The 12,115-nt window shown below is 68.1% G+C and carries 11 protein-coding genes; 7 read left to right on the top strand and 4 right to left on the bottom strand.

Annotation, left to right across the window (positions count from 1 at the left end):
• Nucleotides 1–25: 25 nt before the first annotated feature.
• The 4 genes from IEY58_RS13590 to IEY58_RS13575 all read left to right on the top strand — a co-directional run bounded on the left by IEY58_RS13590 (nucleotide 26) and on the right by IEY58_RS13575 (nucleotide 2,099).
• Entirely contained in the window at nucleotides 26–922 is an 897-nt protein-coding gene (locus IEY58_RS13590; protein WP_229743721.1) for a L,D-transpeptidase family protein, read from the top strand.
• A 66-nt stretch (nucleotides 923–988) separates the two neighbouring features.
• Nucleotides 989–1,240, top strand: a complete 252-nt coding sequence (locus IEY58_RS13585; RefSeq protein WP_189046549.1) for an alanine-zipper protein — start codon at nucleotides 989–991, stop codon at nucleotides 1,238–1,240.
• Between the two features lie 28 nt (nucleotides 1,241–1,268).
• Entirely contained in the window at nucleotides 1,269–1,715 is a 447-nt protein-coding gene (locus tag IEY58_RS13580; protein ID WP_189046547.1) for a host attachment protein, read from the top strand.
• 51 nt (nucleotides 1,716–1,766) lie between these two features.
• Entirely contained in the window at nucleotides 1,767–2,099 is a 333-nt protein-coding gene (locus tag IEY58_RS13575) for a DUF1476 domain-containing protein (protein WP_189046545.1), read from the top strand.
• 23 nt (nucleotides 2,100–2,122) lie between these two features.
• On the opposite strand, the gene IEY58_RS13570 is transcribed toward IEY58_RS13575, so the two are convergent.
• From IEY58_RS13570 to IEY58_RS13560, 3 genes are all read right to left on the bottom strand, one after another.
• Nucleotides 2,123–3,187 carry a hypothetical protein gene (locus IEY58_RS13570; RefSeq protein WP_189046544.1) on the bottom strand — a complete coding sequence of 355 codons (1,065 nt, stop codon included), beginning with the start codon at nucleotides 3,185–3,187 and terminating at the stop codon, nucleotides 2,123–2,125.
• Nucleotides 3,188–3,460: 273 nt separating this feature from the next.
• A complete protein-coding gene (pdxR, locus tag IEY58_RS13565) occupies nucleotides 3,461–4,936 on the bottom strand; it encodes a MocR-like pyridoxine biosynthesis transcription factor PdxR (RefSeq protein WP_189046542.1) in 1,476 nt (491 codons plus the stop codon).
• Between the two features lie 115 nt (nucleotides 4,937–5,051).
• Nucleotides 5,052–6,038: a zinc-dependent alcohol dehydrogenase family protein gene (locus IEY58_RS13560; protein WP_189046540.1), complete on the bottom strand. Its 987-nt coding sequence runs from the start codon at nucleotides 6,036–6,038 to the stop codon at nucleotides 5,052–5,054.
• Nucleotides 6,039–6,156: 118 nt separating this feature from the next.
• Between IEY58_RS13560 and IEY58_RS13555 the strand changes: the two genes are divergently transcribed.
• The 3 genes from IEY58_RS13555 to argC all read left to right on the top strand — a co-directional run bounded on the left by IEY58_RS13555 (nucleotide 6,157) and on the right by argC (nucleotide 9,023).
• Nucleotides 6,157–7,701, top strand: a complete 1,545-nt coding sequence (locus IEY58_RS13555) for a bifunctional aminoglycoside phosphotransferase/ATP-binding protein (protein ID WP_229743704.1) — start codon at nucleotides 6,157–6,159, stop codon at nucleotides 7,699–7,701.
• A 154-nt stretch (nucleotides 7,702–7,855) separates the two neighbouring features.
• Nucleotides 7,856–7,981, top strand: coding sequence for a hypothetical protein (locus IEY58_RS34620; protein ID WP_268237570.1), 126 nt, complete (start codon nucleotides 7,856–7,858; stop codon nucleotides 7,979–7,981).
• Nucleotides 7,982–8,045: 64 nt separating this feature from the next.
• A complete protein-coding gene (gene argC, locus IEY58_RS13550; RefSeq protein WP_189046536.1) occupies nucleotides 8,046–9,023 on the top strand; it encodes an N-acetyl-gamma-glutamyl-phosphate reductase in 978 nt (325 codons plus the stop codon).
• A 116-nt stretch (nucleotides 9,024–9,139) separates the two neighbouring features.
• On the opposite strand, the gene IEY58_RS13545 is transcribed toward argC, so the two are convergent.
• Nucleotides 9,140–12,046: an ATP-binding protein gene (locus IEY58_RS13545; RefSeq protein WP_189046534.1), complete on the bottom strand. Its 2,907-nt coding sequence runs from the start codon at nucleotides 12,044–12,046 to the stop codon at nucleotides 9,140–9,142.
• Between the last annotated feature and the right edge of the window lie 69 nt (nucleotides 12,047–12,115).

The raw sequence follows: 12,115 nt of genomic DNA, 5'->3' as shown, positions 1-12,115 counted from the left end.
AAGGTGCGAGACCGGCGTGAGACGGATGGTACATATCGCCGTCGCGGCGATGATCGCGGGGAGCCAGCCGGCGTCGGCTCAGCCCGTGAGGCATGACGACGTGATCGGCATCCCGGCAGTTTACCGGACGCGATCTTCGGATACGCTACTCGACATCGCGCGCACCTACGACCTTGGCTACGTCGAGATCCGCGCGGCCAATCCCGGCGTCGATCCGTGGCTCCCGGGCGAGGGGACGCCCATCGTGCTGCCGACGTGGCACGTGCTGCCCGACGCGCCGCACCGCGGTCTCGTCATCAACCTGCCGGAGCTCCGGATCTATTATTTCCCGCCCGGCGACGCGCCCGTGAGCTTCCCGATCGGCATCGGCGGCGAGGGCAAGGAAACGCCGGTCGGCCAGACCCGGATCGCTGCCAAACGGACGCACCCCACATGGGTTCCAACGGCGTCCGAGCATGCGGAGGAGCCGGATCTTCCGGCCGTCGTCGGTCCGGGTCCCGACAATCCGATGGGCGACTACGCGCTCTATCTCGGCTGGTCGGGCTATGCGATCCACGGCTCGAACAAGCCCTACAGCATCGGCCGGCGCGACAGCCATGGCTGCATCCGCCTCTACCCCGAAGACATCGAGCGATTATACCGCAGCATCGCCGTTGGCGTGCCGGTCACGGTGGTCAATCAGCAGGCAAAGGTCGGCTGGTCGGGCAACGAACTCTATCTCGAAGTCCATCCGACCCAGTCGGATGCCGACGCGCTCGAGACGACCGGCGCGCCCCGATCGACCACGCCGGTCGATGCCGACGACCTCGTGCGGCGCAAGGCCGGCTTCGAGCTGGAACGGGTCGACTGGACGGTGGTCCACGAGGCGGAGGCGCGCCGCGACGGCGTCCCGGTCCAGGTGACGCGGGCGCTGGGCGATTGATCTGCTTCGAAGAATACCCGGCTGGACGACGGTGGCTTCGTCCAAAAAAACGTGAAGGAGGAAGAAATGACGCGGATCAAGATGCTTTCGCTGGTCGTGCCCCCGCTCCTGGCGCTCGGTGCTTGCAACTCGCTCAGCGATCAGGATCGTGCTTTGTTGAACTCCGCGAGTCAGAATGCCGAAGCGGCGAAGCAGCAGGCGGCACAGGCGGCCGCCACGGCCCAGCAAGCGCTCGCCGCTGCGCAGGCCGCTGAGGCCGACGCCAAGTCCGCCAACGAGAAGGCGGACCGCATGTTCCAGCGGTCGCTGCGCAAATAGATGGGCCGATATCGGGAGGACTAGGCCGATGATTAAGCGCAAGGTGACTTGGTTCGTGCTGGCCGATGGCGCGCACGCCCGGGTGCTGACGCGGTCGCGGACGAGTTCCGGATACGATGTCGTCGCGGAATATGCATCGCCCACGGCGCAGCCCCTCGAGCACCTGCTCGAGGCTGATCATCCGGCGCGCGCGCACGAAAATGCCGCCGTCGACCATCACACGATGGTGCTCCGTCACGATGGGCAGCGTCTGCGCAAGGCCGCGTTCGCGCATGAGGTTGCAGCTCATTTGAACGAGGCGAACAACGCCCACCGGTTCGACAAGCTGGTGCTGTTCGCGGCGCCGCGGTCCTTGCCGGATTATCTGGCGGCCCTCGACGAGGCGACCCGCGCCAAGCTCGCGGCCGAGGTGCCGAAGGACCTGACCAGGTTGCCGGTCGCGGAGCTGCCGCGGCACTTCGCGGCGTTTCGGTAACAGGCGCCGGGCGAGCGGTGATACCGCTCGCCCGGCGATGGGAGGCGGGTCATGACGATGTTCGACGACCGCGAGCGGGCGGAGGAACACCGGTTTATCCAGCAGCGGGAGTTGCCGTTCAGGATCGCCGCGCGGCGCAACCGGCTGCTCGGCCTCTGGGCCGCCGAGCGGTTGGGTCTGACCGGCGAGGCTGCGACCGGTTATGCCCAACGCCTGGTCGTGGCGGAAGCGACGTCACCGGGCGAGGACGCCCTTGTCCAGAAGGTTGCATGCGATCTGGAGGCCCATGGCTACTGGCCGGCGGCGGCAGAGGTGGCGGAGCATCTTCGGCACTATGCCGCTGAGGCGGCCCGGGAGCTGGGCGAGGAGATCGCGTCAGCCTAAAGGGCGCGGGTTCGCCGCCCTGCTCAAGCGAATTGCAGCCGCATGCCGCACATCGCGAGGATGATGAGCGCCGCGACGAGGCCGCCGGTCGCAGCACCGCCAATCATCACCCTGTCGGCAGTTTCTTTGCGCATGCCGTGCGCGAGGAGCACGACCCGCAGCCCTGCGGCCAAATGGGCGAGGACGAAGAACACGCCCAGCGCGCAGTGCGGGACGAGGCGGATGTTCCAAGCGTCCTTCACGAGCCCGGTTGGGGCACCCGTGGCGAAGCCCCAGCCCGTATCGATGCCGAGATAGGTCCGCGCGAAGATGAAGACCGAATCCATGTGGCCGACGACATAGAACGCGAGATACATGCCCGACGCGACCTGGAATGCGCGGAAGCGATCCATCGGTTTCGCCATGTGACGAAAGGCGAAATAGAGCCCCGATCCGACCTGGAAGAAGAACAGCGCTACCAGCAAAGGCTCGACGATCCTGGCGCGGTACACGTGGCGCACCACCTTCTGGAACGCGGTGTGCGCCTCGGGTCCGGAAAGGCCGGCGAGGTGGTTCGTGAGGTGGAAGCCCAGAAAGATGAGGATGATCGCCAGTGCCGCGATGCCGTGCGCGACGCGCAGCGCCGCCGCGATCGGCTTTGCCTCCAAGATGGCCGGCGCACCATTGTCAGCACGAAGCACCAACAACGTGAGCACAGCCCAGAAGGCGACCCACGCCCAGGTATCGGGGATCGGGTCGCCGGCCATGTAGAGCAGCACGCCGATAAAGACAAAGATTGTCGGCGCGGCGACCGAAAAGATCGCAATCCGCTTGGCGCGCAGCTGTGCCGCCGTGGGCATCTCCAGCTCGGCAAGGCGCGTCGCGGATACGAGGGTCGCGGCCGGCAGCGCGAAGGAGAGAAACAGCGCGAACGCAGCGAGCGCAACGTCGCTTGCGGAACCGTCCGAGGCCGCGCGGGCGGTGACCGCAAAATTGAAGAGCTTGAGTGTGAAGGGATAGATCAGCGCCGCTACCGGGGCGATGCACAGGGCCGCGCGGTTTCTGAGGCCATAGGAGCCGGATCGGCGGGTTGAGATGGCGATGGTCATGCTTCCTCCTGCGCGACGGCTGCGGGCGATCGCTGTGCTGCTCGTGGGTGGATCGAACTGGCCGGCCGGGCGAGCCTTCCAGCACATTGTCCGCCGCGCGCGAGGAGGAACAAGCAATATATTGCACTATGAGCGATCGGAACCACTATTTCGCTCGGACAGGAGGCCACTTTTCACGCGGTATCTCGCATGAAATCGCGAGCTTCGGTCCACGAGCCGTGGATAAAGTAGTACTATATTGCATATTTCCGATGTGGCCGTGCGTTGGCAGGCTTACGAGGTCGCTTTCATCGCGCCATGACCTGCGGCTCGCACTTCGCCGCTTTCTGCCAGGAGGGCGGCAAGACGGCCAAGGCCGTCTCGGATGAGGGCTACAGGCAGGTTGCCGAAGCCGAAGAGAAATCCGGGCGGGCGAACGGCGATCCCGAAGCCCGACAGGGGATAGAGCCCGACGCCGACCTCGCGCGCCCGGGCGGCGAGATCGGTCTCATCGAGAGCGTCGGCAAGCAGGGCCGTGAGGTGCAGCCCGGCGTGGGAGGGGATGACGCGGAGCGCCCTTGGAGCGATGCGCGCCAGCCCTTCCGACAGGATCGCGTGCCGTTCCGCATAGATCCGGCGCATGTGACGAAGGTAGCTAGCAAAGGACCCGTCCGACATGAACTCGGCCAATGCCATTTGCGCCAGACTTGGAACGTGACGGTCGCTGATCCATTTGGCTGCCAGCAGGGGGCCTCGCAGATCGGGCGGTGCTACGAGATAGCCGAGGCGGAAACCCGGGAGCAGGGTCTTCGAGAAGGTCCCGACATAGGCAACTGAGGAACTCCCGTCCAGCCCCTGGAGCGCTTCCAGAGGCCGCTCGCTGTAGCGGTACTCGCTGTCGTAGTCGTCTTCGATGATGAGCGCGTTGCGGGCTCGCGCCCAATCGAGCAGGGCCAGGCGCCGCGTCAGAGACATCGTGTAGCCCAGCGGGAACTGGTGCGAGGGCGTCACGTAGACGATCGCCGCATCGTCGGGGAGCCGCGATACGATCAGCCCTTCCTCGTCGACGGGAACGGGGACCAGCCGCGCCCCCGCGGCCTTGAGCGCAACCACGGCACCCGGGTAGCAGGGGTCCTCGACGGCGACGCAAAGACCCGGACAGACGAGAAGCCGTGCAAGCAGATCAAAGGCTTGCTGTGCCCCATTGGTGATGATCACGTCGCGCGCGGTCGCCTTCAGGCCGCGCGACAGGGCAAGGTGCTGCGCCAGCTCCTCGCGCAGGATGCTGTCGCCGGCCGGGTCGCCGTAGAAGCCGATCTGCCGGCGTGCGTCCTGCAGTTTGCGTGCTGAAGCGCGCCGCCACGCCTCCGCCGGAAACGACTTGAGATCGGGCAGTCCGGGACGGAAATCGATCGGCGCATCGAGGGCGCTGGCGATGGTGGGAATTGCGGGCAAGGCTTCCGCCCAGGGGCTGAGGCGGCGCGATCTCACCACGGGCGACTTCGGCGCCGCCAAATCGTTCGGTTCGATGGCCACAAAGGTGCCGGATCCGTGGCGGGTGGCCAGATATCCCTCCGCCGTGAGCCGGGCGATCGCCTCGAGCACCGTCTTGCGCGATAGCCTGAGCGTCAGGGCGAGATCCCGGCTCGAGGGCAGTTTCTCGCCATGGCGAAGGCGCCCTTCGAGAATGAGCCGGCGCAGCTCGCGATAGAGCTGGGCTCCAAGGGCGGCATCCCCCTTGATACGAATAGCCAGTTCGAAGGCACGCATGGCAGCCGGCCGCGGCTCGTGAGAGGGATTGCGGAATTGAGGAGACAGCAGAAAACGCTAGGCTGCTGCCGGGGGCTTAGCAAGCGGCCTTGACGTCACAGCATGCGGGACCAGCCTACCGCGGGACCAGCACCGCGGCGCCGGTCAGGTCGCCCCTGCGCAGGGCGGCGAGCGCCTCGTTCGCGTCGTCAAGCGCGAACGGCTGGGTCGTCGTCCGCACCGGAACCTTGGGGGCGAGCGCCAGGAACGCCTCGCCGTCCTGCCGCGTGAGGTTGGCGACGGAGCGGATTGTCCGCTCGCCCCACAGCCATTCATAGGGGAAGGACGGAATGTCCGACATGTGGATGCCGGCGCAGACGACCGTGCCGCCCTTGGCAGTCGCGCGCAGGGCCTGCGGCACCAAGGGGCCGGCGGGCGCGAAGATGAGCGCCGCGTCGAGCGGCACCGGCGCCGGCGCATCGGAGGGGCCCGCCCAGGCGGCGCCGAGCGACCGCGCGAAGCGCTGCGCCGCCGTATCGCCGGGGCGGGTGAAGGCGAACACCTCGCGCCCCTCGAAACGCGCCACCTGCGCCACGATATGGGCGGCGGCGCCGAAGCCGTAGATGCCGATGCGGCCGACGTCGCCTGCCATCCGGAGCGCCCGGTGGCCGATCAGGCCGGCGCAGAGCAGCGGCGCCGCCTCGACGTCCTGGTAGCTCTCGGGCATCGCGAAGCAGAAGCGCGCGTCGGCCACCGTGTATTCCGCATAGCCGCCGTCGATCTGATAGCCGGTGAAGCGCGCCTGGTCGCACAGGTTCTCGCGCCCCGACCGGCAATAGCCGCAGGTGCCGCAGGTCCAGCCGAGCCAGGGCACGCCCACGCGATCGCCCGGCCCGAACCGTTCGACGCCCTGACCGGTCGCGATCACGATGCCGACGATCTCGTGCCCCGGCACGACATGGGGCTTGGGTGCCGCAAGCTCGCCGTCGACCACGTGGAGGTCGGTCCGGCAGACCGCGCAGGCCCTGACCTCGATCAAGACCTGTCCCGGCCCGGGCGCCGGCGTCGGCAGCGTCGTGGCGACGAGGGGGGACCGCGGTTTCTCCAGGGTCATGGCGCGCATCGACGGCTCCTTCGCTCTCGGCCGGCCAAAAATGATCCCGTGCGCAGTTGCCGGTATTGATCTAGGTCAAGGCACGCGCGCCGATCGGACCTTATCCTCGATGGCGGGGAGGACCGCCATGGCGGACGAGGACCAGACCCGCACCATTGCATTGCTGGGCGATCCCGCCACCCACGGCGGGCATCCGGTCACCCGCGTCGAAACCCATGCCTCGATCATCTTCCTGGCCGGCGATCGTGCCTACAAGCTGAAGCGCGCCGTTCGCTATTCCTATCTCGACTATTCGTCCGAACGGCTGCGCCGCATCGCCTGCCGGGACGAATATGCGCTCAACCGCCGCTTCGCGCCGGCCCTCTATCTCGACGTCCGGCCCGTGACCGAAGGCGACGACGGCCGGCTCTCGCTCGGCGGCGATGGCACGCCGGTCGACTGGGTCGTCGTCATGCGCCGGTTCGACGAGGCCGATCTGTTCGACCGGATGGCCGAGGCCGGCAGGCTCACGCCCGACCTGCTCGTGGCGCTCGCCGAACGGGTGGCCGACGTGCATCGTGCCGCCGCGCCCGTGGCCGACCAGGGTGGTGCCGCCGGCATCGCCGAGGCGATCGAGACGACGCGGATCAACTTGCGGCCGGGCGCGGCCTTCTCGCTCGCCGAGATCGCATCGTGGCGCCGGGCGGTCGATGCGGCGCTCGCGGCCCAGCGCGAACTGCTCGAACGGCGCCGTCTCGCGGGCAAGGTGCGCGAGTGCCACGGCGATCTGCACCTGCGCAACATCTGCCTCCTTGATGGCCGGCCGACCCTGTTCGACGGCATCGAGTTCAGCCGCTCGATCGCCTGTATCGACATCGTGTTCGATCTCGCCTTTCTGCTGATGGATCTGCATCATCGCGGCCTCGATCACCTCGGCAACCGGGTGTTCAACCGCTATTTCGACCTGATGGACGAGGAGGACGCGCTGCCGCTTCTGCCGCTGTTCCTGTCGCTCCGGGCCGCGATCCGGGCCCAGGTGACCGAGACGGCGGCCCGGCGCGAGCCGGACGAGGCGTTGCGCGCCGCGGCGATGGCCGAGGCCAGCGCCTATCTGGCGCTTGCGACCGAGGCCCTGCGGCCTGAGCGCCCGCGGCTGGTCGCCGTCGGCGGCTTCAGCGGCACCGGCAAGACGACGCTGGCGCGCGAGCTGGCGCCGCTCATGCTGCCGGCGCCCGGCGCGCGCGTCTTGCGCAGCGACGTGATCCGCAAGCGGATGTGGGACGTGGCGGAGACGCAGCACCTGCCCGAAGGTGCCTATGGCTTGAACAACGCGCGTGCCGTCTACGGCCGTCTCGCCGACGAGACGGCCGTGACGCTCGCTGCCGGCTGCAGCGTGATCGCCGATGCCGTCTTCGCGCAGCCGGAGGAGCGCCGGGCGATGGCCGAGCTCGCCCGGCGCGCGGGCGTCAGCTTCCACGGGCTCTGGCTGACGGCGCCGGTCGAGACGCTCGTGGCGCGCGTCGCCGGACGGTCGGGCGACGCGTCCGACGCAACGCCCGCCGTCGTGCGCCGGCAGGTGGCGCTGCACATCGGTCCGCTCGACTGGGAGACCGTCGACGCCGCGGGCGACGTGTCGATGAGCCTCGCCTCGGCACTGGCCGCCATCGGCGTCGACCGACCGCCGCGGGCTTGATGGGGCGAGGTTGAAAGCCTTATCGGGGCGATTGAGTGGGGTGGTAAGCGGACTGACGGCTTTGGGGTGAGGGTTTACCTAACAGGCCGCTGAAAAACCCTCGCTTGTGAGGTCGGATCGTGATTCGCTGAGCCTGCAAGGGCGGGGGCAGGGAATGCGTGGGTCTGACGAACAAACGGGCTGCGCCAAGCCAAGCATCGCGGTCGCGACCGGGTCGTTTGACGTGCCCGACGACCTGCGCAATTGGCTGGTGTTCATGGAACGCCCGCTTGCGGCCTGAGCCGCCGCGCCGGCAGCGCGAGTTCGCTAAACTTGTTCGCTCACTCCAGCAGTAGGACACCACCATGAGCATTCGCGTCGGCATTGTCGGGATCAGCGGTTTTGGCGGCGGTGAGGCGATGCGCCTGGTCGCGAGCCACCCGTCATTCGAGCTAATTTACGCCGCGGGCGAGGGCAGCGCCGGCAGCCGGTTGGTGGACCGCTTCCCCGGTGTGCCGGCCAAGCTGGCCGAGCTGGTGATCGAGAAGTGGGACCCTGTGACCCTGCCGAAGCTCGACGTGCTGTTCGCGTCGCTGCCCACGGGCGCCTCGGCCGAGGCGCTGGCGCGCGTCCCCAAGGACGTGAAAATCGTCGACATCGGCGGCGACCACCGCTACGTCGAGGGTTGGGCGTACGGCCTGGCCGACGTCTGGCCAGCCCAGATCGAGGGTCAGATCCGCGTTGCCAACCCCGGCTGCTTCCCCGCGGCGACGCTGAACGCGCTGGCGCCGCTGCTGGTCAACAAGCTGATCGAGCCTGGCAACATCGTGGTCGACGTCAAGACCGGCATCTCCGGTGCCGGCCGGGGCGGCGCCGACAGCAAGTTCGGCTACGCCGAGAGCAACGAGAACTTGCTGCCCTACGGTCTGCTCAAGCATGTCCACATGCCCGAGATTGCCAAGACGATCGAGCGGCTGAGTGGCGGGAGCGCGGCCGGGCTGGTATTCACGCCACACTTGGTGCCGATGACCCGCGGCGTACTCGCCACCATTTACTGCCGCGGCCGCGCCACCACGGGCGAGTGCTTGGACGCGGCCCGGCGCTTCTACGCCGGACGGGCGTTCGTCCGCGTGACCGACAAGCCGCCACAGACCAAATGGGCTACCGGCTCGAACCTCGCGTTCGTCAGCTATGCGGCCGATCCAGAGCGCAACTTGGTGATCGCGATGGGCGTGGTCGACAATCTCGGCAAGGGAGCGGCCGGTCAGGCGGTGCAGAATGCGAACCTGATCTGCGGCCTGCCAGAAACCGCGGGGCTGGACGGCGTACCTGTTTGGCCATGAAATCTTTTGCGAGTCCGTAACTTACCGAATATGGGCTTCATAGTCGTCCGTGATCAATGCGCTATCGATTGATCACGGACGACTCGAAGGCGGCCGCAGCCAATTGGATTTTCAACTCAAGCCGCCGCCATTTCGAAGGCGCGGAGGGCGGCGGCGCCTGCTGTGGCGCAGCGGTCGAGCGCGTCGATCGTCTCGGCGCAGCCGGGGATGTCCGGGCCGGCCGACTGCTGCTCGAGCGTCGCCGCTGTTTCGACGATGGATCTGAGGCCGAGCGATGCGGCGGCGCCTTTCAGCGAATGGGCCTCGCGGGTGAGCGCCGCCCAGTCCCGCTTGGACGCGGCCGTCCGGATCCGCGACAGGTGCTGCGGCAGGTCTCTCAGAAACCGGTCCCTGATCCGGCCGGCGGTCTCCATGCCGAGATTGGCGATCAGCGCCGCCATGACGGGCTCGTCGAAATGCATGGGCCCAGCATGCGTGGGCGCAGCATGCATGACCCCTGCAAGCATGACCCCGGCCCGTTGCGCCGGCGGCTCGGGCACTGCGTCGACCGGGCGCGGGGTGGCGAGGCGTTCCGTCACGGCCAAGAGGGCATCGAACCGGATGGGCTTCGTCAGGTAGCCGTCGGCGCCGGCCTTGCGATAGCGCTCGCCATCCTCCTTGAAGGCGTTGGCCGTGAAGGCGTAGATCGACACTTGGCCGCGCTCGCCCGGCAGCGCGCGGATCGCCCGGGTGGCGGTCAGCCCGTCCATGACCGGCATCATCATGTCCATCAGGATCAGGTCGAAGTGCGCCGTCGTGGCCGCTTCGACGGCGGCGGCGCCGTCCTCGACCCAGGCGACACGATGGCCCATCCGTTCGAGCATGGCGATCGCGACCATGGCGTTGATGGAATCGTCCTCGGCCAGCAGGACCGACAAGGCGCAGAATTGCCGCTCCGACGGCAGGGCGGGCGCTTCCTCAAGGGCCGTAAGCGGCACCGCGCTCAAGGGCAGCGTCACGCTGACCTCGAACACGCTGCCGCGCGCGATCTCGCTCGAGATCGTGATGGTGCCGCCCATGCGCTCGACGAGCCGTTTGGAGATGGCGAGGCCGAGGCCGCTGCCGCCGAACCGGCGGGCGATCGAGCCGTCGACCTGCGTGAATTCGTGGAACAGCCGCGGCAGCGCGTCGGCGGCGATGCCGATGCCCGTATCCTGGACCAGGAAGTGCCAGGTGGCCTCGTGCTCGCCGATCTCGGGCGGCAGGACGAGCAGGCGTACCGAACCGTCCTGGGTGAACTTGACCGCGTTGCCCAGCAGGTTGATCAGCACCTGGCGCAGGCGCGCCGGGTCGCCCTCGACGACGCAGGACGTCTCCGGCTCGATGATCGCATGGGCGAGGCCCTTCTTCGCCGCGTGGGCCTCGATGCATAGGAAGGCTTCGCGCGCGATGGCGACCGGGTCGAACGGCACGCGCTCGAACTCGATCCCGTCGACGTTGAGCCGGGTGAATTCCAGGATGTCGTCGATCAGGCGCAAGAGATGGTCGGCCGATGCCCTGAGCGTGTCGACCCAGCGCTTCTGCTCGTCGGTCATTTCGGTCCGCTGCAGCAGTTCGGCGAGGCCGATGACGCCGTTCATCGGGGTCCGGATCTCATGGCTGACGACGGCGAGGAAGCGCGCCCGCGCCTCGCTCGCCTGTTCGGCCGCGTCGCGCGCCTCGGCCAACGCCCGCTCCGACTGGCGAAATTGCGTGACGTCCGTATAGGTGCGGACGGCGGAGCCGTCCGGCAGCACGCGCGTGCGGATCTCGATGTGCCGTCCGTTCGGCCGCTCGCGCTCGTAGACGTTTTCGCCGAGCGCGATGCCGCCCGCCTCGATGAATTCGCGCAGGGCGCTCTTCGGCGTGGCGGGACCGAACTCGCCGGCTTCGATCTGCCAGGCGGTCAGGTCGTCGAAGGTGGGATTGCCCGCGAGCAGTTCCGGCGGCAGGCCTAAGAGCTCGGCCACCTTCGGGTTCATGACCTTGATGCTGCGGTCGGGCCCGATCATGAGCACGCCTTGCGCCACGTTGTTGAGCGTGGCGTCGAGCGCGTCCTTGGCGGCCCGGTGCCGCCGGCGGTGGTGCGCAGAGACCGCGAGCGCACACAGCACGGCCGCCGACAGCGCGAAACAGACGACGAGATACGACAAGAGGTCCTGCAGGAACGGCCGCAGCACATCGGCCTCGCTGAGCCCGACCAGCACGACGACAGGCAGGCCCGTCACCCGCTGGAACGCGACGATGCGGCGCGTGCCGTCGAGTTCGCTCCCAGCGGTGTAGACCCCGTCATCCGCGGCCGCTACCGCCGCGATGAATGATGCGCCGGCCATCTGGTGGCCGAGCACGCCGTCCGCGAGCGGCGCGCGGGCGCGGACGACGCCGTCGAGGCCGACGAGCGCAATCGCGCCGTGGCGTCCGACGCGGATCGACTCGTAGAAGCGCGACAATTGCAGGGCGTCGATGGAGCCGACGACGACGCCGGCGAAGGCGCCGCTGCGGTCGAGGAGCCGGCGGGTGAACTGGATCGTCCATTTGCCCGAGGCGCGCCCCAGCACCGGCTGGCTGATGAAGAGTGCATCCGTGCTGGCATCGCGCTGCACCTTGAAATGCTCGCGATCGGACAGGTCGATCGGCGCGGTGCGGCCGACGTTGGTCTGCAGCAAGGTGCCGGTCGGGCCGACGAGCGACAGCTGGATCGCGAGCTCGTCGATCGATTGGGTTGCGGCGGCCCAGTCTGCGAGCTGGAAGCTGTCGGGATCGCGCGACCAGTCCCGGCGCAGCAGGAGCAAGGTCTGATCGACCGACCGGATCTCGCCCAGGATATGTTCGGAAAAGGCTTGGCTCAGGTTTCGCGCGTTGTCGCGCGCCGCATGCAGGAACAGCTGGCGTTCCTGGGTCAGATGAATCACCGCGGCGCACCAGATGATCGCGAGCGCACCCAACGCCAGCAGCGCGTCGCCGCGCGAAACCGACCGTATCACGCGCGCGATCCGGGCGTTCATGGCCACGCCATCCCGCATGCGGGCCGGGCCGACTCGACGACCAGAAGACGTTGACGGCGCGTGAGCGCC

This window comes from Aliidongia dinghuensis, assembly GCF_014643535.1.
Lineage (GTDB): Bacteria > Pseudomonadota > Alphaproteobacteria > ATCC43930 > CGMCC-115725 > Aliidongia > Aliidongia dinghuensis.
Note: the sequence above shows the minus strand (reverse complement) of the source record. Positions and strands in the feature narration are given on the sequence as shown.

Coding starts and splice junctions, on each gene's coding strand:
- IEY58_RS13590 (WP_229743721.1), top strand. CDS start 26: ATGGTACATATCGCCGTCGCGGCGATGATCGCGGGGAGCCAGCCGGCG.
- IEY58_RS34620 (WP_268237570.1), top strand. CDS start 7,856: ATGCGTGGGTCTGACGAACAAACGGGCTGCGCCAAGCCAAGCATCGCG.
- IEY58_RS13555 (WP_229743704.1), top strand. CDS start 6,157: ATGGCGGACGAGGACCAGACCCGCACCATTGCATTGCTGGGCGATCCC.
- argC (WP_189046536.1), top strand. CDS start 8,046: ATGAGCATTCGCGTCGGCATTGTCGGGATCAGCGGTTTTGGCGGCGGT.
- IEY58_RS13545 (WP_189046534.1), bottom strand. CDS start 12,046: ATGAACGCCCGGATCGCGCGCGTGATACGGTCGGTTTCGCGCGGCGAC.
- IEY58_RS13560 (WP_189046540.1), bottom strand. CDS start 6,038: ATGCGCGCCATGACCCTGGAGAAACCGCGGTCCCCCCTCGTCGCCACG.
- pdxR (WP_189046542.1), bottom strand. CDS start 4,936: ATGCGTGCCTTCGAACTGGCTATTCGTATCAAGGGGGATGCCGCCCTT.
- IEY58_RS13580 (WP_189046547.1), top strand. CDS start 1,269: ATGATTAAGCGCAAGGTGACTTGGTTCGTGCTGGCCGATGGCGCGCAC.
- IEY58_RS13575 (WP_189046545.1), top strand. CDS start 1,767: ATGACGATGTTCGACGACCGCGAGCGGGCGGAGGAACACCGGTTTATC.
- IEY58_RS13570 (WP_189046544.1), bottom strand. CDS start 3,187: ATGACCATCGCCATCTCAACCCGCCGATCCGGCTCCTATGGCCTCAGA.
- IEY58_RS13585 (WP_189046549.1), top strand. CDS start 989: ATGACGCGGATCAAGATGCTTTCGCTGGTCGTGCCCCCGCTCCTGGCG.